The sequence below is a fragment of the Paenibacillus sp. Marseille-Q9583 genome, assembly GCF_976954365.1.
In genome coordinates this window covers 37,684-57,718 of record NZ_CDRJTB010000022.1, presented here as the reverse complement: position 1 = coordinate 57,718, position 20,035 = coordinate 37,684, and the positions used below count along the sequence as shown (strand labels likewise).

Below are 20,035 nucleotides of genomic sequence, written 5' to 3'. Positions count from 1 at the left end.
GAAAGTATTCTGGGTTCACAAAATAATATAGTTTCTGGAGGGTTTGCTTACCGAAAGCAAAAGCCCCTCCGCCGTTTTGGCGGAAGGGGCCAGTCGTACATGCTATTTGGTATTTTTAATAATATTAGGTTTATTTATTCAACATTATCTTTAGATGTTCTATTTCTCTCTTATAAAAATCAATGGTCTTACCCTCTGTGACTTACCAGGCCCTTTCTAGTAACTCAATTATTTCGTGATGCTTTTCAATAGACTTATCATATTCCCCTTTTATTATATATATATGAGAAATGGCTTCAAATGCATCTGTATACTTTGGACTTGGCTGTAGTTCGTAACCTTTGGAATAGTATTCTATGGCTTCGTCGTACCTGCAAAGTTTAGCCATACAGTCTCCTCTGGAGGACCATGCAAGCCAATCCTCAGGATACAAATCAGTCATTTGCTCCCAGAGAGCCAGCGCTTGAGAAAGGTTGCCTTCTTCCTTGCAAATCAGCCCTCCATATTTTTGATATAAATGACCAGGATGGATTTGGTTCAATTGTTCCAGAATTTCTTTTGCTTCAATACATCTGCCATCTGCGATTAAGTAGTTCATGAGCCATACATAAGCCTGCCAGTAATCCGGGTGATTCGGCACGAAATTCTTATAATACTCAATGAGTTTATGGTGATTTGAAAAGTTCCAATCAAAAATGATTCCATTCTCCGCATCTCGCAAAGCATTATGATTACTTTTGCTGTCCGGAGCTAGTAGCAGTGCTTCCTTGGCATAATGGGAAGCCAATTCACGGTGCTCATCTGAACGATGAATGTGTAACTGAGCTAGCAGGGTGAAACATGAGGACTTTTTTTGCACATCATTTAGTTTTCCTTTTAAAAATTGTTCAGCATAGTTAAAGTCGTCTTCAGATATAAAATGTTCAGTACTAATCATATTTCCAATTCGTTCTAAATGGGTATCATCGGTTAATGCAAATAATTCATCAATTGTAACACCAAAAATCACGGATAAATCAGGGAGAATTTGAATATCAGGCATGGTTACATTGTTTTCCCACTTAGATACTGCTTGGGATGACAGATTCAGTTTTGCTGCTAGTTCTTCCTGAGTCATTTCTTTTTGTAAACGAAGTGTTTTTATTTTTTTTCCTATCTCAACATTCATTTGGATAACCTCCAATTTGTATCATTTCGACTAGTCATTTGCAGTATAACTTTTTGTATAAAATATCCACAATGACCGCTTGGTTAAGCGGATTAACCTATCAGTTACATTAGTAGTCTATGCTTCATTGTTTTGGCTTAAAAAATATCGATATAGCGTCAAGATTACACTTGCACCTTACGTAACGTAATGTTTTACAATTGAGCTACCGGTATATAGCTAGCGCCAAAGAGGGGAGAGGGTTCATGAAGAGAAATTGGAAGGTCGGGGAACTTGCCAAGCTGACAGGGCTTACCATTCGAACTTTACGATTTTATGATCAAATCGGGTTGTTTTCTCCGTCAGGACAAACGGAATCCGGCCACAGGTTGTACAATGAATCGGACTTGTCACGATTACAGCAGATATTATCACTTAAGGAGCTGGGGTTATCGCTCGAGGAGATTAAAACAGCCTTAACTAGCGGACAAATCAGTCCGTTTGAGATCGTTGACCTGCAGATTAACCAAATCAAAGAACAGATCAAACTGCAGCAAAAACTATTGGAGCAGCTTAGACATGTATCCAAGCTTATGCAGGGTAAGTCGGAATTAACGGTTGAGGATTTTACAAACCTTCTGCAAGCGATGAAGATGGATTTTGAGAAACCGGTCATTGAAAGGCAAACGAGTTGGGAGCGACATTTGGATCTGCTGGGAGACTTTCTTACCGAGGAAAGCGGAATTCCGAACCATAAGGAGGAAAATCAATGAATGAACGATTCGTCAAACATGGAACCTTCGTCGTCGAACGGACCTATGCCGCTTCACCGGAGCGGGTTTATCGCGCATGGGCTGATCCGATTGCCAAAGCCAAATGGTTCTCGAAGCCGGAAATCTTCGATTTCCAGGTTGGTGGACGTGAGTACAGCAGCGGCGGGCCACCGGAAGGTCCAATTTTCACCTTCGATGCAAGCTACCAGGAGCTTGTTCCAGAGCAGCGTATTGTCTATACGTATACCCTTGATTCAGGTGAAACACGTATCTCCGTATCAGTCACAACAGTCGAGCTTATCAAAGTGGATGGTGGTACAAAGCTGATCTTCACGGAGCAAGGCGCGTTCTTTGACGGACATGATACACCCGAAATACGTGAACACGGTACAAACGTCATGTTGGACACACTGGGTAAGGTAGTAGAAGTTGAGGTAGAATCATGACTATAGGTGAAAATGAACTTATTGCTACGCGCGTGTACGATGTCTCGCGGGAACTCGTGTTTCGAGCCTGGACAACTCCCGACTTGTTAGCTCGATGGTGGGGGCCGCAAGGCTTTACGAATACGGTTCATGAGTGCGATATGAGACCCGGAGGTGCGTGGTGGTTCACCATGCACGGACCAGATGGTGTGGATTATCCTAACCATAATGTCTTTGTTGAAATTGTACCCTCGGAGCGGATTGTGCTTGATCACCTATCTGGCCACCAATTTCGGATAACGGCTACCTTCGAAAGCATCGAGGGCCGCACTAGGGTAACCTTCCGTCAGCTTTTCAAGAATCAAGAGGAGTTTGAAGAAGCTAAGCCAATCTGCATAGAAGCTAATGAACAAAACCTTGACCGACTTGGCAAGGTGCTGGAGGAACTTTCTTAATAGTTTTGCAAAGGAATCTCAGCTTTGAACTGCCAATTATAGAATAACTCAAAAATTATCGCCGTTCATGTTCCCTGTTGGGATTCGGACGGCGATTTTTCATAAGCCAATCAACCAATGCGGTAAGCTTATTTTCCATTACTAGGTGATTATGATGTGTTGGCAGAGATCCATGCGGCGAGTATTAATCCTATCGATTTCAAGGTGCGGGATGGCAAAACTCGTATGTTGTTGACAGAACCTTCGCAGAATATATATCCATACATGAGGACGATATAGCCTTAAAGCCTCAAGACCTTTCCTTTGAGGAAGCGGCATCAATCCCATTAGTCGGGCTTACATCCTATCAAGCATTACATGATATATTACAGCTATCGGCAGGGCAAAAGGTATTGATTCAAGCTGGTTCGGGCGGCGTTGGGACCTTTGCTATCCAGATTGCCAAAGCGATGGGAGTTTATGTGGCTACAACTACTAGCAATGCTGGAGCTAATCTGGTCAAATCTCTTGGAGCCGATCAAATAATCAATTATAAAACAGAACAATTTGATAAGGTCTTACAAAATTATGATGGCGTATTCGATACCATTGGCGGAGAGACATTAGAGAAATCTTTTAGAATAGTCAAACCAGGCGGACAAGTTGTATCGGTTTCTGGGCTGCCCAATGCACGCTTTGGAGAAGAATATGGGTCTGGCTTTATAAAAACGAGCCTTTTTCGATGGGTTACCCGTAAGCTAACAAATTTAGAAAAGCAATATAATGTCAAATACAGCTTCTTGTTCATGAAATCTAGCGGCAGACAACAGGAGATCATTTCGGAGCTTATAGAAGCAGGGAAAATAAAGCCTGTAATTGATCAAAGATTCTCTTTCGAAGAAGCTCAGAAGGCGATGGAGTATTCTGAATTGGGCAGGGCAAAAGGAAAGATCGTATTAAAGATAAAGTGACAGGGAATTTAACCCAACTCATAGAATATAACTACTTGTGTCAAGAAAGGAGAATTTCTATGTGTTTTCACTGTTATAGGAAGATAAGAATCCGCCACCTCCCTGAAACCAACCTGTTAAAGTAAGATATTACACAAATCATATGGGGTGTATCGGATGAAGATTAATAATAATTATTTGAAGGAACAATTAAAACATATTTACTGGCTTAATGGGGGGCCTTGTGCTGGGAAGACTACCATGACCAAGAAATTTGTAGAGGAGCTAGGCTTTCAAACATTGGGGGATGATGTCTTAAAATACAGACCATTCACTAGTCCTGTTGAATACCCTGCCCTTCAATTTCCTAATCCTGATTTGGATTGGAATAAGTGGTTCAATAAACCGGTAGATGAGCACTGCCAGTGGCTATTTCAAATCGTCGAAGAGATGATGGACTTCTTTATTATTGACTTGTTGAAAATGCCTAATGATAAACCAATTATAATAGATTTAGGAATAATGCCTGAGCGTATACTACCGTTTATCCCGGAAGAGAGAATGATTTGTTTTTATACGTCCGACGAAGAGATAGAAAGATTATATTACTTCAGAGAAGATCATAAGATGATTTTAGATTGTATTAACGCCTACACGATAAATCCAGAAGAAACGATTAAACACGGTAACAAATCTATGGTTAAGTTCTCCAATGAGATTAAGAAAGCTTGTACTAAAATGGGGATCAAAACCGTTGAAAGAATACCAAGTATGAGCGTGGAAGAACAATTTAGGTTAGTTAGAGAACATTTTGGATTGTAGAGATGACCAAAAGGCAGATCTATTACAAAGACCCCTTCCTTGTTTAGGAGGGGGTTGTCTTTATATATTGGTGTATTGGTGTAAATTTTAATATAAGTGCAACCCATCCTAGGAATTCTCTACTATATAGATAAGAGTGTTTAAAAGGAGAAAAACGAATGGAAGACCAAGGAATAATCCACCTATACTTACAGCGTTCACAGCAAGCAATTTTAGAGACTAAAAATAAATATGGGGCTTACTGCAGAGTGATTGCAAGAAACATTATTTCAAATTTCTCGGATATTGAAGAATGTGAGAACGATACATACTTAGCAGCATGGAATGCAATACCGCCTAATCTGCCTAGGAATTTTTCGGTATTTTTAGGGAGGATCACCCGTAATATTGCGCTTGATAAGTATGGTTATAATACAGCGAAAAAGCGTAATCGTGAGTTTGAAGTCATTCTAACGGAACTAGAAGAATGTCTAGCTTCGCCTGATACTGTAGAAACAGAGTATGAAGAAGGTGAGATCGCAAACTTAATAAATCAATTTTTATATGGCATAGATGAGCAAGCGAGAAACATATTTATTGGAAGGTACTGGTATTCCTATTCAATAGATGAGCTTTCTATGAGATTTAATATGAGTAGTAGCAAAGTGAAATCTATCTTATTTAGGACAAGAAATAAACTTCGAGTTCATCTAGACAAAGAGGGGGTTAATCTATGAAAAAAGAAGATTTATTTAAGGAGATCGGACTCATTGATGAAAACTTAATTGCAGCGGCTGGGCACAATGGAACAGAGAAAAGGAAAAAAAGAATTTCTAAAAAGTGGGTTATTTTGGTTGCCTGTCTTGCCCTATATAGTTCAACCGCTTCAGCTTTATTAGCAACAGAATATTATAAAAATCAAAACTCAGAGCCGTACATACGCTATTTAAACGCTGAAGACATGGAGTTGGAGCCAGCTACTCAATATGATGCAGAAAAATTTCTACATGCTTTAAAAAGTGATAATAATGAATATGTATATATTGCTATAAATAGGCTGGTAGAAAGTTTTAATGATCCAACGTTGAGAGTAGAAGCTTTAAAAGAACTTCAGCCATTTTTAAAAAATGAGAATCAAAAAATCGCCGATGCGGCTGCTTTTGCCGTAGATATTCTCTCGAAAAGTTATCGGAGCCCATATATTGTTAAGTTAGCGGACGGAAGTATGATATTTACGTTGTTCAACAATTATTCGGATTATGGAAGTCAAAATGTCATTTGGAGAATCAAAGACAATGTGCTTAGTGAGTATTTAAGGTTTTCTACACCTTCTATGTATGTAAAAAAAATCATTCCTTCACCTAATCAGAAGTTAATTGCGATCGTTACATGCTCAAATAAAAGTGATTTCGTTCAAATTAGCAATATTGAAGAGGGAATGACTAGTCCAGAGTTAATAGAATCTGCAAGAGTCAAATATGGTGCACAAAAAGAATTAGATACATGGATTCGCACCGATCATGAGAATTATAGCTATGCTGATAACCTGGTGTGGAAAGATAATGATACTTTAGCATTTGAGGGTTCGCTTGCCTACCAGAATACTGAGATTATTGAGAATGTTATTGTGAAATATCAGTTTAGTAAAAAGATAATGGAAGTAAAAGAGCTTAATAAATCTAATTGAGAGCATGGTCCGGCGGCTCCTGTTATAGTTTTCACCCTACTCATGATACGGTTCACTGTATCATAAGTAGGGGTATTTTTGCGTTGGAATTTCTTGAAATAAGAGTGATTAATTATAAAAAAACTTCAAATATTCAGATGGAACATGAAGTCATTTTTGAATAAACAAGGTCATTTGCAAGAGAGATTTCGTTTCAACTCCTCTACTATAATGAATCCATCCAGATTAAGTAGAGTGAGGTTCGAACTTATGACAAACCCTGCAACGAAAGCTGTAACCAAGCCGTTCAATACGCAGTCAAGGGGCCGCATTGACCGGCTGCTGCGCAATATCGTGAAATACCGGGTGCTGCTGCTCATGCTGCTGCCCACCTCCATTATCTTCTTCATCAACTGCTACATCCCAATGTTCGGATTATTCATTGCGTTCAAGAACATCAACTACGTGGATGGTATTATGGGCAGTCCATGGGCGGGGCTAGACAACTTCCGCTTCCTATTCGCTACCTCCGATGCCTTGCGGGTGACCATCAACACCGTTGCCTACAACGTGGTCTTCATTATCTCAGGGCTCATTCTCTCCGTCTCCCTGGCGATTGCGATCAATGAGGTCAACAGCAAGCTGTCGTCCCGTTTCTTCCAGACCGTTATGATTATGCCGAATTTTCTGTCCATGGTGGTCGTCAGCTTCATCGTCTATGCCTTCCTGCACCCGGAGTATGGCTTCCTGGTCAAGCATATTCTGCCGATGTTTGGCTACTCCTCAGTCAATGCTTACATGCACCCCAATGCATGGCCCTATATTCTGTGGGTGACCAAAATGTGGCATTCCATCGGTATAGGGAGCGTCATCTATCTCGCCGCCATCACGGGCATCAGTGAGGAGCTGTACGAGGCTGCTGTCATGGACGGCGCCAGTAAGTGGCAGCAGATCACCCGGATTACCCTGCCGTTGCTCACGCCGATCATGGTCATTCTTACCATTCTCAACCTGGGCGGCATTTTTCGCTCGGATTTCGGGCTGTTCTACCACGTTACACTCGACTCCGGTGCGCTGCGTTCGACAACGGATGTCATCGACACCTATGTGTACCGGGGCTTGATCCAGCTCAATGACCTAGGCATGTCCTCAGCGGCGAACTTCTATCAATCTGTCATCGGCTTCTTCCTTGTCATCGGAGCGAACAGTCTGGCCCGTAAGCTGAACCGCGATACGGCACTTTTCTAGAACGGAGGATCATAATGAATACTGCATCCCATATCAGTTCTTACTCCAAGGGGCCCAAGACCGCCCAGATTATTCTTCACCTGTTCTTCATTGCTTTCAGCCTGGCCTGCATCCTGCCCATTGTGCTGATTGTGGCCATTTCCTTAACCAATGAGAAAACGTTAACTCTACAGGGGTATAAATTCTGGCCCGACAAGGTTGATTTATCCGCTTACCAGTATTTGTTCAACCATTCGGAGACTCTGATTAAAGCTTATGGAATCAGTCTGAGCGTTACGCTGATCGGAACCCTTCTGGCCGTACTGCTGATTGCACTATATGCATACCCCCTTTACCGGAAGGACTTTCCCTTTAAAAAGGTGTTTAACTTCTATCTTCTGATTACGATGCTATTCTCGGGAGGGCTTGTTCCGTTCTACCTGCTATACGTTAACTATCTGAATCTGAAGGACTCGCTGATCGCGCTCATTCTTCCCGGCCTGTCTAACGCATTCTATATTTTTATTACGCGAACCTTCTTCCAACAGACGGTGCCGGAAGAGATGATAGAATCCGGTAAATTGGATGGGGCATCAGAATGGAGGATTTTCTTCCAGCTTGTGCTTCCGATCTCGCTGCCCGTGCTCGCTACCATCGGTCTGTTCACCACGCTGATGTATTGGAATGACTGGTTCAATTCGATGCTCTTTATTAATGACACTGACAAGTACTCTCTGCAGTACGTCATGATTCAAATGATCCGTCAGGCGGAGTTCTTCAAGAACCAGTTGGCGGGAAGCGGTGTGGCCCTGCTTGTACACGAGTCGGTTCCGACCGAAAGCTTGCGGATGGCCATGGTCGTTGTATCGATAGGTCCCATTCTGTTTATCTATCCGTTTTTTCAGAAGTATTTCACCAAAGGCCTTACAATAGGGGCGATCAAAGGTTAAGCTGTCTAACTCTGGCTAAAATGCCGGTTAGAATATATGATCTGAATTATCATTGAGGAGGTTCAAACAAATGAGAACAAAAAGAGGCTCAGGCGCGGTGCTTGCTGCTCTAACCGCCGTTATACTGGGCATTACCGGGTGCAGCGGAGGGAATTCCAACGCTTCCGATTCGTCCGAGGCAGAGACTAGTGCCACAGCTACAGCAGCCGGAGGCGCGGGGAGCGGAAATCTCGATATTTCGACTTACCGGAAGTTAACCGTTTACACGGTCGGGAATTTTCCACAGAATGATACCAAAGCGGTTGTGGAGGAGATCAATAAATATCTTAAGCTAAAGATCAACGCCGAAATTGACTTCCAGGGGCTTCCTTGGTCCTCCTGGGCCGAAAAGATGGCTCTGGCGTATCAATCCGGGGAACAGGTCGATTTAACGTTTGCCCCTAACTGGGCCGATTTCGCCAACAACGTTGCCAAGGGCGCGTTCCTACCGCTTGACGATTTGTTGAACAAATACGGGCAAGGAATCAAGGAGACGTTGGATCCCCGTTTTCTTGACGGCGGAACGGTGGACGGTAAAATCTATGCCATTCCAACCAATAAGGAAATCGGCGAGAGCCACACCATTATGTTCCGTAAAGACCTCGTGGATAAATATGGATTTGATGTAGACTCGATTCAGACTCTGGAGGATCTGGAGCCATGGCTTCAGACGATCAAGGAGAAGGAGCCTGCTATTGCGCCAATCTGGCTCTCCGGAAGCGGTTCAGACACACTTGGCTATTTCGACAAAACCAGGGAGAGCACCAAAGAAAACTTCCGTTACGAGCTGGTTGCAGGCGCTCCCGCCGGCATCGTCCTGGATACCAAGACCGATAAGATGATTATCAGCTCAATGGAATCCGACACTGCAATCTACCGGATGAAGCTCTACAGTGATTGGTTCAGCAAAGGCTTTATCAATAAGGATGCCGCAACGACCAAGACCAGTACTGAAGATGCTTTCAAAGCGGGCAAGACCTGGATGAAATTCGGCTCAGATAAACCGGACTCCGACAAGGAAGATTCCATCGCCACCGGAATTGAGCTGGTGAAGCTGAAGGGCAATGATCCCGAGATCAGCACAGCCAGCGTCAGCAACTCCATGATGGCCATTGGACGCACCTCCGTTGATCCGGAGCGGACGATGATGCTGCTGAACCTGCTGCATACAGACCCGCATCTGGTTAATCTGATTGATTTCGGTGTGGAAGGCCGGCAATACGTCAAGGTGGACGGCAAGGAGAACTTCATCAAGCTGCCGGACGGCGTGGCGACCCGGGCCGATACCGGCTGGGCGCCGGGGATTGAATGGATGTTTGGCAACCAGACCTTGACATACCTGTGGGAAGGCGAAAGCGCTGACAAGTGGGAGAAGTTCAAGGCTTACAACGATAAGGCCCATAAGGTGAAGTCTTTCGGCTTTAACTTCAATACGGACTCTGTCAAAACGCAGGTATCTGTCGTTAGCAACATCATCAAGGAATTCCGTCCGCTGCTTGAAACGGGTAGCCTGAGTGTAGACAAAGTGCTGACAGAATACAATAATAAGTTGAAAGCCAACGGAATCGAAGATATCCGCGCCGAGGTTCAGAAGCAATACGATGCCTGGAGGGCAAAACAATCCTAAATAAATAGGCTGAGGGGAAGGACGGCTAACGTCCTTCCCTTTCCTGCAGCCGAGGCGCAAATGTACCTAAGGGGTGGGAATGTGAAATTATCCTTGCGATTCAAAGTAAGTGCCCTAGTCTTGCTGTTGGTTACTCCGCTGTTTTTCTTTCTCTATTACACCAATATCTATGCAACCAACATCGTCCGGGAGAAAGTCGCAAAATCCGCTTCCGATACACTGACCCTTCACTTAGGTACGCTCGACGAGTTGCTGGAGCAGACCAGCCATTATCTACTGCGTACCGCCAATGAGAACATGCTGCTGGAGCTCTATTCGGACAGTGGTCCGGATAGTGTCAATTACTATCTGTCCATCCGTAAGCTAATGGACCAGTGGTACAGCGATGTCAGCTATTACACGATTATCCGTAGCGTGTTCGTATACCATCAGGACCGGGATGAGTTATTCCTCAGTAGCCAAAAAGAAAATTATCAGGAGAAAGAGATGATTTCCACTGGACTGTCCTCGCGCTTGAATGCTTCCAGTCTTCCAGCTTCCCTGAAGTGGGAGACCGTCAACATCGGAGGAGAGCCGGTGTTATTTAAGGTGCTGCCGGACAAGAGCGGGCGGCTCCTGATGGGTGTTCTGATCAGCATTGACGCTTTGGCACAGCCCCTGACCCAACTGGAGTCTACAGGAGGTAGCGAGCAGATCGGCATGATTAGCAATGACGGTAAGCTGTTATGGGGCCAATTCGCTGGGGAGGATCTCACACATATCCGTAGACAGCTCAACAATCCTGCCCATCCCGTGGATGCATCGATTCGTCTCAGCAACGGCAATAATTATCTGCTGATTGACAAGCCTTCGCAATACTCCAATCTGAATGTCTTTATTCTATTGGACGAGAAATCTATTCTGGATGAGCTGCCGATCTTCCAGAGGATCATCAAGACCATTCCCATTGCCATTATTATCATTATGGCTATCCTTCTGGCTCTGCTCAGTCGGCTTGTGTTCAAGCCGATCCAGCATTTAACCAGCGGGATGCGTATTCTGGGGAAGGGGCATCTGGAGCACCGGCTGAAGGAAGGCAACAGCAGGGAGTTCCAGATCATCACCCGGCAATTCAACCAGATGGCCGAGCAGATTGGCAATCTCAAGATTGATGTGTATGAAGAGCAAATGAAGGTGCAGCAAGCGGAGCTCAAGCATCTTCAGGCGCAGATCAACCCGCATTTTTTCATGAATTCCTTGAATATCGTCTTTCATCTGGTGGAGCTGCAGAAGTATTCGCTGATCAAAAAAATGATAAGCCATCTGGTCTCCCATTTCAGATTCATTATGAATACCAATGGCAGCTGGATTCCGCTCCTTAGCGAGCTAAAACATATTCAAAACTACATTGAAATTCAGATGGTCATGTATCCGGACAAGCTGTCCTATCAAGTCCATCTGCCGAAGGAGCTTGAATCCAACCTCATTCCGCCGCTGCTGATTCAGCCATTCGTCGAGAACGCGATCAAGCATGGATTCGTCAACAACGCCAAGCCATTCGAGGTCGTGATCACGGTCCGGGAAGAAGCCGGGGAGAACAGCGAAGCCTGTATTGCCATTCAGGTCCGGGATTCCGGGCCGGGCTTCACCGCACTTCAATTGGAGATGCTCAATCTTGGTTTGTATGAGCAGAAGCCTACAGACCACCATCTGGGAATATGGAATGTATACAGACGCATGCTGATGTTTTACAACAACCGGGCAAGGCTTACCTTCCATAATACTCCTGACGGGGGGGCGGTGGTGGAGATAAGACTACCCGCTCAAAGGGAGCTGTGAAGTTCATATGTACAGAGTTCTAATCGTTGATGACCAATATTTCGCCTTGCTAGGTCTGAAGCAGGGCGTGAATTGGAGCGCGCTGCAGGTAGAGGAGGTCCGGCTGGCGGAGAATGTGGATCAGGCGGTTGCCTGCCTGAAGCAGCAAGCCATAGATTTGCTTATCTGCGATATTGAGATGCCCGGAAGAAGTGGGCTGGAGCTGCTCGCCTGGGTGAAGCAGTATTCTCCCGGCACGCTGACAATTATGCTGACTTGCCATGCCGATTTCGAGTATGCACAGCGCGCTCTTTACCATGGAGCATTCCATTATTTGCTCAAGCCGGTGGACTATGAGGAATTAATGAAGATATCTCATGAGGCGCTCTCAGAAATCAGCAAGCACAGGGAGCAGCAGCAATTCGAGGCGCTCATCCGGGAGTACCGGCGAAAGTGGGAGCATCAGCTTCCCCTGCTGGTAGAGAGGTTCTGGCAGGATATTCTCAGCCAGCGGGCCGCGCCCGTTCTGGAATCGCTCACTATTCCGGCGAATACCTACAATCTGGATCTGCAGCCAGGTGACCGCTACTTTCTCGCTCTGCTCGGCCTGGAGCAATGGAAGGAGAATCTGAGCGCACGGGATGAGACCATCATGGAGTATGCGCTACGAAATCTGGCGGAAGAACTGCTGCTGAGCGGGCTGGGAGGGGCTGTGCTGCAAGATCAGGTAGGCTATAACCTGGCAATTGTCTATGTGAGGGGCGACATGAATGCGGTTCGACACACACTGGAGCAGAACTGCCAGACCTTCTTGAACACCTGCGAGCAGCTCCTGCATTGCTCTTTGTCTGTCTATATCAGTCCGGGCGTATTGCTGCACGAGATGATCAGCGCCTACACTTACGTCACTGAACGGGAACAGCGGAATCTGAAGCGTTCCCGCCAGGTGTTCGGCCCGAATGATCCGGCTTATGATCAACCGCTTGACGCCATACCTCTGGCCGCTCCAATGCATATCTTCGGGGAGTGGGCGACCATCCTGGAACTGGGCGAGCTGGAGGAGCTGGAGCGCCGCGTGAAGCTGTGGTTCGTGAGTATCGGTGCAGACCGCTGGACCCGTGAGCTGCACCTGCAGCTTATCCACGGCATTCTTTTCATTCTGCATACTGTACTGGCCAAAAAAGGCTTATCCGCCCACGCCTCTTCCGAGCTGAAATCGCTGATGGACAAGGAGAATTACCCGAAGCATTCCTCCACTTTGCAGAACTGGGCAATAGATTGCCTCAAAGCCGCAATGCAGTTATTGCAGAAAAGCCATAATATGTCCTCGGCCGTGGTCACCAAGATCAGACAATATATCCGCTCTCGGCTGAGTGAAGAGATTACTCGTGATGAATTGGCCGCCTATGTTTATCTGAACCCGGCTTATCTGTCCCGGCTGTTCAAGAAAGAGACTGGACTGTCGATCTCGGATGTCATTATTCAGGAACGTCTGCAGAAGGCCAAGCAATTACTGGAGGAAACCGAGCTTAAGATTACCGACATTGCCGAGCAGGTGGGATACACCAGTCTGGGCAGCTTCTCCAACCTGTTCAAGCGGGTAGTCGGCGTAACGCCGCAGCAATACCGCGCCCGTAAAAAAAAATAAAAACTCCTGCTTGCATTTTTGTGCCCGGTTGCACTTGGCATTGAGAGCCTTAATCGAGATCGCCATGGGCAACCTGATTAAGGGTTGATGAAATTCTTATCTATGGATGCCTAACCAAGAGCATTTAACCCCTATGGTGAAACACACCGCAAGTAGCAGAAATTTGACAGTATGTAAGGGGTTGACCCAAAAATGGATTTTCTACAAGTAGAGATAGACTATTTCATGCTCAAAACCATAAAAGTTAAACAGGGCAGCGATTCTCACGTGATTGAGAATCGCTGCTCTAATTTTTTGGTCATTATTAACTTATTTAAATAAGTATTTATGGGCGAGTGAAAGTCAACCGACGTCGTGCGTCGCTTATTATTTACCGTGAAACAGAAGATGCTGGAAGTTCCGGTTATTCTTTAGGTTTCTAGCCGTGGAGTCTGTTTGGTGACTAGAAATCACTGCAACGGTTAGAACGCCGAGTTGAAATATTCAAGCGGAACCGTATACGTCTTCTGACACTTCTTACAGCCAATTTGCAATTATACAGGTAAGGGTAAATAAGTTCCAAGTGACGCGTGTTGTAAATGCCAAAAGACGCAAGTGAAATTGCAAGTGGGGCATTACCAAGGATAGGCATTAGAATCACAGCCCTTTTCAATCTTTTACGGTAATTCTAAGTCAAGATAGGGATCAGCATAAGTGGATATTCGTCCATATTTATGAGCCAAAGCAGGTAAAAAAAGGCTTTTTGGCGGATTAATTTCATTACTGTTCAGCTTCGGCTGGGCGCGGATTATTTATTGGCGTTCGCCCAAACACTCTTTCCGCGAATGCATATGATGATTGTGCCTACTCATTGAAAGGAGTGATCACATATGGGATTTTTTCCAACGCCGGGAAGCGGCCAATTCCCAGGGTTTCCAGGTGGACCAGGAGGACCAGGAGGACCGGGTGGACCAGGTGGACCAGGTGGATTTCCTGGGACTCCGGGATCTCCAGGAGCTGCACCGGGAGGTGTTCAAGCGCCGACGGCACCTCCACCGCAATTCGTACCGCAAATGTCGGCCACTGCATTTGCCATCGATCCCGGTGCGATCAGAGGCTGTTTGTTCCGCAACACATACATTTGGCTGAACAACGGCGAGCAATTCTGGTTCTTCCCGGTATTCGTCGGGCGTAATTCTGTTGCAGGGTTCAGATGGTTCGGTCTCTTCTGGGGGTACTTCGGTATTGATTTGAATCGGATTCGCTCGTTCACCTGCTTCTAAGGCAGACAGCGAAAGAGAACAGTCTGGGGGCTGTTCTCTTTGGGGGTCTTTTATGGATTTATATCCTGGTATTTGTCGATATACATACTCCCGTCCAATTGGAGCTCTGCGTAAAATACTTGATCTAAAGAATGAATGTTGGCTTTCTTTAATTGTTGGTTGAGCCAGACAACGGAGACATCTATTTTATTAAGATTCTTTTCTATGATTTTACCATCAACGATAAGCTCAGTTGGGATATTGTGAATAGGTGCAACGTTTACTTTTATATCTTTTTTTGTTGCAGGCAGCAGTTCTTCTTTTATCAACACGCTAAGTTTACCGTCAGGTTCCAGAATTGCAAATTCAACTTCTTCGGGTGAGAAGACATCCTTATTCCGAAGCAACATGCTTAAATCGTCGATGTTGAGGTGCTGCTTAGCTAATGCCTCTTCCAGAATCTTGCCTTGTTTGACGAGAATCGTAGGTTGGCCGTCGAGAATCTCACGTGCTTTGACAGAGCGCAGTCCGATCAATGCAACGCTGAACGCCAAGAGCGACCATAAGACCAAGCTAGATATTCCTTGCAGCAGCGTGATTTGTCTGTTGACGATAATTTCCGCAGTAGTGGAGCCGAAGGTGATCCCTGTTACATAATTGAAAAACGTTAGATGTCCGACTTGTTTTTTACCGAGAAGACGCGTCAATACGAGTAGAGCAACGAAAGACGTTGCCGTACGAAATAGAATTTCTCCATATGTCATATGCTGAGCCCCTTGTTACATAACAGATAGTCTTAAAGTGACCCCCATTTTCCTCGCTTATACTTGATAAGTGAAAGAAATCGAATGAACATGAACGGCTGGACGAACGTTTAGATAGGACATACCGTTGTATTTTTAGTTAGAAACTGACAAAAAAGTATCCTGACTTTATAATTGTTTTATATATCCAAGTAGGGTCGCTGATCAGGAGGACGGAATGCAATTTCAACCAATGTATTATGACGGGAAATTATTTCTACCGAAGATTGAATTAAATATGACATTGAACCAATCGGTTGCTATTATAACGGACTTGAAGCGAAAGCAGCTTTTAATGAATCAATTAGTGGACCATTCTCAATATTATTTATTTCGGGCTGGGCAAAGCGAGTATATGCGTTTAACGGTGGAAGAGCTAATTACTTTTCTTATCCAAGTAACGGAGAGGAATGAGCGTGTCGCTTTGTTAATGGATTATTTTGTTCTAAAAGAAGAACGGAAGGTGAGGATCAAGGATCTAAGCTCATCGAAAAGGATGTATGTGACCTTACTGCGTGTTTTTTTTGCGCATCAGCCTACACTTGTACTGGAGGAACCCTATTTTTACTTGGAAGAGCAGGATCGTCGTCAATTCAAACGGATTCTGGATGATCTTTCGCAAGAAAAGCAGATATTAATTTTAACTTCGAATTTAGAGGATGCCCTTATTTCCTGTGATACCATTTATCGCTTGAACGAGTCCGGATTTCATCCATTGGATATTCGGGACTTCGAAGAGGATAAGCAGGAATTACGGAAACAAGACGAGACGAATATAACCTTGCAGAAGATCTCAACCAAAAGAAATGACAAAGTGATTTTATTTAATCCGCCTGAAATCGATTTTATAGAAAGTGTAGAGGGTTCGATCCTTGTTCATGTGGATGGTGAAAATTATGATTGTGCTTTGACTTTGACCGAACTCGAGCAAAGATTGTTAAATTTCGGTTTTTTTAGGTGTCATCGGTCCTACATCGTTAATCTGCAAAAAGTAAGAGAGATTATTACATGGACGAAGAATAGCTACAGCTTGCGGTTAAATACAGGTAAAGATGCTGTGGTTCCGTTATCCCGTTCAAAATTGTCTGAATTAAAAGCACTTCTGAACATTTAATTTCCTGGGTAATGTCGAGCCAATCAAGCACTCTGTGGTACTATTCAGGCGAAAATAGCTACATTTCGGCGGGTTTTGATGGCTGGAAGCATGCAATCTTTATATGCTTAAGGCATCAACGCTAAGGAAGTGGTGTTAATGGATGTTATCCAAGTAGAACGTGTCCGTAAGAGATTTGGAAATAAAGATGCGTTGGCAGATGTGTCTTTTTCGATTCCGAAAGGGGAAATTTTTGGTTTCCTCGGTCCGAGCGGTTCAGGAAAAACGACATTAATCAAGATTTTAACTGCGCAGTTAAATCCAACAAGTGGACAGGCAAGTGTATTTAACCAGCCAGCAGAGATGATGCAGCAGTCTGTACAGAAGATGCGCTTCGGCATTTTGACAGATAACAGCGGTCTATATGAGAGATTATCGATTGAGGAAAATTTGGAGCTGTATCGTAAGTTATATGATCTTCCCAGATCTGCGGTCGATAAGGTGCTGCAGTTTGTAAACTTAAGCGGAGAGCGCAAAAAGAAAGTCAATCTCTTATCGAAAGGGATGCGTCAGCGTGTCATGTTGGCCTGCGCGATTATCCATGAGCCCGAATTATTATTTCTAGATGAACCAACTTCGGCTTTAGATCCGGTAAACTCAACACATATTTATAAAGGCTTACGCTACTTAAATGACAAAGGGACAACGATTTTTTTAACTACGCATGATATGGCTGAGGCAGAATTAATGTGTAACCGTGTAGCGATTCTGTATCAGGGACAAATCCAAACCATCGGTTCGCCGAGGGAACTTAAACGACAGCACCGGGAAAACGTAGTTTGTGTTGAATTAATCAATGGGGAAGCTTACGAGCTCCCGATCGATGAGGGAACGGCTGATCAAATCGCGGATTGGATGAGACGCGGGTTAATTGACCGGTTAGAAACGAAAGAGCCAAGTCTAGGCGATATTTTTATTAAAATGACAGGAAGTGAGTTACTATGAGTATCTCATTAAAACGTGCCCGGGCGATATTTGTGAAGGATTACAAAGAGTTTTCACGTAACTACGCGCTGTCCATTATGCTGATTTTTCCTATTATTATCGCTCTGATTTTCAAGAGGGCAGGTGCGTCTTTACCTGGAGCCAGCGGTTTTCTTTTTAATAGTTCGTTTGTATTGCTAACATGTTTCGCACAAGCCTGCTTGATTGCGGAAGAGAAGGAGCGTAACACTTTACGGTCATTAATGATGACACCGGCTACGACCATGGATGTACTAATCGGTAAAAGCAGTTTGGTCTTTGTCATGTCTGCTGTTGTTCTCGCTATTTCTACATTATTATTTGGCTATGTGCCAGCTAATATATGGGCGTTTGTGGTCGTGGTTATTCTTTCGATTATTCTTTACACAGCAGCCGGGACGATCTGCGGCTTATTCTCCAAGACGTTGCTTGAAGCCTCATTATCTATACTGCCTGTGGCTTTCATATTTATGGGGGCACCGTGGGGTGCGCTACTAGAGAAGGATTATCCGGTCTTCAAAGTGCTTGATTACATGCCAAGCAGTCAGCTTGTGCATTTGCTGGGTATAAGCAATACAGGCTATACGACGGGCGATGTATTGAAACCTCTCCTCATTAATTTTGCATGGACGTTTGTGCTAACAGTAGTGTCTGTCATTTTGTATCAGCGGCGGTTGAAGGACGAGTAAGGGAGCCCAAATGGGACTATAGCCAGCCTTCGATGGGTCTTTGGTAGGGTCGAAACAAGCGGCCGACTGAGACTATACGACGATTATTCACCAATTGAGGCTGTGATGTTGTCATGACGGGGCCTGCCGGGTAATAAAGATGATTAGAACTTTCAAATTTGGCTGAATTTGGATTGGGAGCCGAGGAAAGGGAGGGAAAGATCATGGCGGCACAGACAGTATCAGGCATCAGCTCCGTACAGACCATTGCGGCCTACGGCGGTACACAGAGTGATGTCAGTTCCCTGGAGAAACAGCGGAATCGGCTGATGATGGAACTGGATAAAGTGAATGCGGCACAAGGGAGTGAGCTGCAGACGCCTTATCGCCGGGAGCAGCTGCAGCGGCAAATCCGGCTGCTGGAGTCCCAACTCGTACAGAAAAGCGGGAGTAGCGCCGCCGTAAATTTTGTACCGGCTTCTCCGCTTCAAGATCATCTCCCCCTCTCGCGGATGGAGTGGAAGGGAGGCCTCAAGGGCATCGGTCTGACCGATCCCCGAACGGCGACGGTGAACTCGGAGGGCCATTTCGACGCGTTAATTTAGGCAAGAGAGCGAAGGTGCGAAAAGCGTCCGGTGATGAACCGGCTTTTCGCACCTCTTTTTTGAATGCGCGGTGAACCGTATCTTAAGTATCGGCAAGTTTCTCCTAGGTACCCAGCAAAACTGTGCATGAGATGTCGGATGGATGCCGACGACAATTGCTATATTGTTAGTGAAGGGAGGTCATTCGAATGGATTTGCTTGCAAATCTGAACGGGGCTCTACAATACATTGATGAGAATCTTGCTGATGATATAGACCTGAAGGAAGCGGCTAGGTTGGCTTGTTGTTCCGAATATCATTTTTCTAGAATGTTCTCATTCCTTGCAGGCATCACGCTATCAGAATACATCCGTCGGAGACGCCTGACATCTGCGGCATTTGAGCTTCAAGCTGGAGAATTAAGAGTTATGGATGTGGCGGTGAAATACGGATATAGCTCAGCAGACGCATTTTCTAGAGCTTTCCAAGGCTTGCACGGTATTCCGCCCTCTTCGGTAAAGTTGCATGGCTCCTCATTAAAAGCCTATCCGCGCTTGACCTTTCAATTAACCATTCAAGGGGGAAGTGTAATGAACTATCGTATCATTGAAAAAGAGTCATTCTGTATCGTAGGCATTACGAGAAGGGTGCCTATCCAATTTAATGGCGTAAATCTGGAAATCGCATCTATGTGGAAAAGCTTAACTAGCGATGACATCGACCAGCTCAAAAAGCTCTCAAATGTCGAACCTCAGGGACTGATTCAAGCATCGATAAATTTTTCTGAAGAGAGAATGGAAGAAAAGGGAGAGCTTGACCATTATGTTGGCGTTGCTACAACCAAGGAATGCCCCGAAAATTTAACGAAACTAGATGTTCCTGCAGCAACATGGGCTGTATTCGAAGCCGTTGGACCATTTCCCGATACATTGCAAAATGTCTGGGGACGCATCTATTCTGAATGGTTCCCTACCGCTAATTATGAGTTGGCAAGAGGACCGGAGATTTTATGGAATGAGAGTAAGGATATATCTTTACGCACCTTCAGAAGTGAGATTTGGATACCGGTTTTGAAAAAATAATAAAAGGTGATTACTATTGTACTTCTGATTTGTCTGGCCATCCCATAGAAGGATGGC

At 44.8% G+C, this 20,035-nt stretch carries 19 protein-coding genes and 1 pseudogene; 18 read left to right on the top strand and 2 right to left on the bottom strand.

What is annotated here, in order from left to right; all coding sequences use genetic code 11:
* Positions 1–202: 202 nt before the first annotated feature.
* Positions 203–1,168, bottom strand: a complete 966-nt coding sequence (locus ACWNM1_RS12755) for a helix-turn-helix domain-containing protein (RefSeq protein WP_449601203.1) — start codon at positions 1,166–1,168, stop codon at positions 203–205.
* Positions 1,169–1,413: 245 nt separating this feature from the next.
* On the opposite strand from ACWNM1_RS12755, the gene ACWNM1_RS12750 reads away from it, so the two are divergent.
* The 13 genes and pseudogenes from ACWNM1_RS12750 to ACWNM1_RS12690 all read left to right on the top strand — a co-directional run bounded on the left by ACWNM1_RS12750 (position 1,414) and on the right by ACWNM1_RS12690 (position 14,746).
* A complete protein-coding gene (locus ACWNM1_RS12750) occupies positions 1,414–1,920 on the top strand; it encodes a MerR family transcriptional regulator (RefSeq protein ID WP_449601202.1) in 507 nt (168 codons plus the stop codon).
* On the top strand, positions 1,917–2,366 hold the full coding sequence (locus tag ACWNM1_RS12745) for an SRPBCC family protein (RefSeq protein ID WP_449601201.1): 450 nt from the start codon (positions 1,917–1,919) through the stop codon (positions 2,364–2,366). The genes ACWNM1_RS12750 and ACWNM1_RS12745 overlap by 4 nt, the downstream gene beginning before the upstream one ends.
* The gene (locus ACWNM1_RS12740) at positions 2,363–2,800 is read left to right on the top strand and encodes an SRPBCC family protein (protein ID WP_449601200.1); all 438 of its coding nucleotides are present in this window, start codon (positions 2,363–2,365) and stop codon (positions 2,798–2,800) included. Before ACWNM1_RS12745 ends, ACWNM1_RS12740 begins: the two co-directional genes overlap by 4 nt.
* Positions 2,801–2,956: 156 nt before the next feature.
* Positions 2,957–3,750 (top strand): annotated as a pseudogene (locus ACWNM1_RS12735) (NADP-dependent oxidoreductase).
* Between the two features lie 156 nt (positions 3,751–3,906).
* The gene (locus ACWNM1_RS12730) at positions 3,907–4,551 is read left to right on the top strand and encodes a hypothetical protein (RefSeq protein WP_449601199.1); all 645 of its coding nucleotides are present in this window, start codon (positions 3,907–3,909) and stop codon (positions 4,549–4,551) included.
* Positions 4,552–4,709: 158 nt separating this feature from the next.
* Positions 4,710–5,267, top strand: a complete 558-nt coding sequence (locus ACWNM1_RS12725; RefSeq protein ID WP_449601198.1) for an RNA polymerase sigma factor — start codon at positions 4,710–4,712, stop codon at positions 5,265–5,267.
* Positions 5,264–6,217: a hypothetical protein gene (locus tag ACWNM1_RS12720; protein ID WP_449601197.1), complete on the top strand. Its 954-nt coding sequence runs from the start codon at positions 5,264–5,266 to the stop codon at positions 6,215–6,217. Before ACWNM1_RS12725 ends, ACWNM1_RS12720 begins: the two co-directional genes overlap by 4 nt.
* 249 nt (positions 6,218–6,466) lie before the next feature.
* Positions 6,467–7,444 (top strand): ABC transporter permease, encoded by a 978-nt coding sequence (locus tag ACWNM1_RS12715; RefSeq protein ID WP_449601196.1) that lies wholly within the window; start codon positions 6,467–6,469, stop codon positions 7,442–7,444.
* 14 nt (positions 7,445–7,458) lie between these two features.
* On the top strand, positions 7,459–8,373 hold the full coding sequence (locus ACWNM1_RS12710; RefSeq protein ID WP_449601195.1) for a carbohydrate ABC transporter permease: 915 nt from the start codon (positions 7,459–7,461) through the stop codon (positions 8,371–8,373).
* 70 nt (positions 8,374–8,443) lie between these two features.
* The gene (locus ACWNM1_RS12705; RefSeq protein ID WP_449601194.1) at positions 8,444–10,039 is read left to right on the top strand and encodes an ABC transporter substrate-binding protein; all 1,596 of its coding nucleotides are present in this window, start codon (positions 8,444–8,446) and stop codon (positions 10,037–10,039) included.
* 81 nt (positions 10,040–10,120) lie between these two features.
* Positions 10,121–11,857 (top strand): sensor histidine kinase, encoded by a 1,737-nt coding sequence (locus tag ACWNM1_RS12700; protein ID WP_449601193.1) that lies wholly within the window; start codon positions 10,121–10,123, stop codon positions 11,855–11,857.
* Positions 11,858–11,864: 7 nt separating this feature from the next.
* Entirely contained in the window at positions 11,865–13,484 is a 1,620-nt protein-coding gene (locus ACWNM1_RS12695) for a response regulator transcription factor (protein ID WP_449601192.1), read from the top strand.
* 869 nt (positions 13,485–14,353) lie between these two features.
* Positions 14,354–14,746 (top strand): collagen-like protein, encoded by a 393-nt coding sequence (locus tag ACWNM1_RS12690; protein ID WP_449601191.1) that lies wholly within the window; start codon positions 14,354–14,356, stop codon positions 14,744–14,746.
* A gap of 50 nt (positions 14,747–14,796) precedes the next feature.
* Here the strand turns inward: ACWNM1_RS12690 and ACWNM1_RS12685 are convergent, their stop codons facing one another.
* Positions 14,797–15,489 carry a YetF domain-containing protein gene (locus ACWNM1_RS12685; RefSeq protein ID WP_449601190.1) on the bottom strand — a complete coding sequence of 231 codons (693 nt, stop codon included), beginning with the start codon at positions 15,487–15,489 and terminating at the stop codon, positions 14,797–14,799.
* 217 nt (positions 15,490–15,706) lie between these two features.
* Between ACWNM1_RS12685 and ACWNM1_RS12680 the strand changes: the two genes are divergently transcribed.
* From ACWNM1_RS12680 to ACWNM1_RS12660, 5 genes are all read left to right on the top strand, one after another.
* Positions 15,707–16,642, top strand: a complete 936-nt coding sequence (locus tag ACWNM1_RS12680; protein ID WP_449601189.1) for a LytTR family transcriptional regulator DNA-binding domain-containing protein — start codon at positions 15,707–15,709, stop codon at positions 16,640–16,642.
* A 138-nt stretch (positions 16,643–16,780) separates the two neighbouring features.
* Entirely contained in the window at positions 16,781–17,626 is an 846-nt protein-coding gene (locus ACWNM1_RS12675; RefSeq protein ID WP_449601188.1) for an ABC transporter ATP-binding protein, read from the top strand.
* On the top strand, positions 17,623–18,333 hold the full coding sequence (locus ACWNM1_RS12670; RefSeq protein WP_449601187.1) for an ABC transporter permease: 711 nt from the start codon (positions 17,623–17,625) through the stop codon (positions 18,331–18,333). Before ACWNM1_RS12675 ends, ACWNM1_RS12670 begins: the two co-directional genes overlap by 4 nt.
* 203 nt (positions 18,334–18,536) lie before the next feature.
* On the top strand, positions 18,537–18,917 hold the full coding sequence (locus ACWNM1_RS12665) for a hypothetical protein (RefSeq protein WP_449601186.1): 381 nt from the start codon (positions 18,537–18,539) through the stop codon (positions 18,915–18,917).
* Positions 18,918–19,105: 188 nt separating this feature from the next.
* Positions 19,106–19,978: an AraC family transcriptional regulator gene (locus ACWNM1_RS12660; RefSeq protein ID WP_449601185.1), complete on the top strand. Its 873-nt coding sequence runs from the start codon at positions 19,106–19,108 to the stop codon at positions 19,976–19,978.
* The last annotated feature ends 57 nt before the right edge of the window (positions 19,979–20,035 follow it).

Bases quoted from the DNA above. Each gene is read 5' to 3' on its own strand.
- ACWNM1_RS12740 (WP_449601200.1), top strand. From the start codon at position 2,363: ATGACTATAGGTGAAAATGAACTTATTGCTACGCGCGTGTACGATGTC.
- ACWNM1_RS12710 (WP_449601195.1), top strand. From the start codon at position 7,459: ATGAATACTGCATCCCATATCAGTTCTTACTCCAAGGGGCCCAAGACC.
- ACWNM1_RS12755 (WP_449601203.1), bottom strand. From the start codon at position 1,168: ATGAATGTTGAGATAGGAAAAAAAATAAAAACACTTCGTTTACAAAAA.
- ACWNM1_RS12730 (WP_449601199.1), top strand. From the start codon at position 3,907: ATGAAGATTAATAATAATTATTTGAAGGAACAATTAAAACATATTTAC.
- ACWNM1_RS12680 (WP_449601189.1), top strand. From the start codon at position 15,707: ATGCAATTTCAACCAATGTATTATGACGGGAAATTATTTCTACCGAAG.
- ACWNM1_RS12695 (WP_449601192.1), top strand. From the start codon at position 11,865: ATGTACAGAGTTCTAATCGTTGATGACCAATATTTCGCCTTGCTAGGT.
- ACWNM1_RS12715 (WP_449601196.1), top strand. From the start codon at position 6,467: ATGACAAACCCTGCAACGAAAGCTGTAACCAAGCCGTTCAATACGCAG.
- ACWNM1_RS12685 (WP_449601190.1), bottom strand. From the start codon at position 15,489: ATGACATATGGAGAAATTCTATTTCGTACGGCAACGTCTTTCGTTGCT.
- ACWNM1_RS12660 (WP_449601185.1), top strand. From the start codon at position 19,106: ATGGATTTGCTTGCAAATCTGAACGGGGCTCTACAATACATTGATGAG.
- ACWNM1_RS12675 (WP_449601188.1), top strand. From the start codon at position 16,781: ATGGATGTTATCCAAGTAGAACGTGTCCGTAAGAGATTTGGAAATAAA.
- ACWNM1_RS12745 (WP_449601201.1), top strand. From the start codon at position 1,917: ATGAATGAACGATTCGTCAAACATGGAACCTTCGTCGTCGAACGGACC.
- ACWNM1_RS12670 (WP_449601187.1), top strand. From the start codon at position 17,623: ATGAGTATCTCATTAAAACGTGCCCGGGCGATATTTGTGAAGGATTAC.
- ACWNM1_RS12690 (WP_449601191.1), top strand. From the start codon at position 14,354: ATGGGATTTTTTCCAACGCCGGGAAGCGGCCAATTCCCAGGGTTTCCA.
- ACWNM1_RS12705 (WP_449601194.1), top strand. From the start codon at position 8,444: ATGAGAACAAAAAGAGGCTCAGGCGCGGTGCTTGCTGCTCTAACCGCC.
- ACWNM1_RS12665 (WP_449601186.1), top strand. From the start codon at position 18,537: ATGGCGGCACAGACAGTATCAGGCATCAGCTCCGTACAGACCATTGCG.
- ACWNM1_RS12725 (WP_449601198.1), top strand. From the start codon at position 4,710: ATGGAAGACCAAGGAATAATCCACCTATACTTACAGCGTTCACAGCAA.
- ACWNM1_RS12750 (WP_449601202.1), top strand. From the start codon at position 1,414: ATGAAGAGAAATTGGAAGGTCGGGGAACTTGCCAAGCTGACAGGGCTT.
- ACWNM1_RS12720 (WP_449601197.1), top strand. From the start codon at position 5,264: ATGAAAAAAGAAGATTTATTTAAGGAGATCGGACTCATTGATGAAAAC.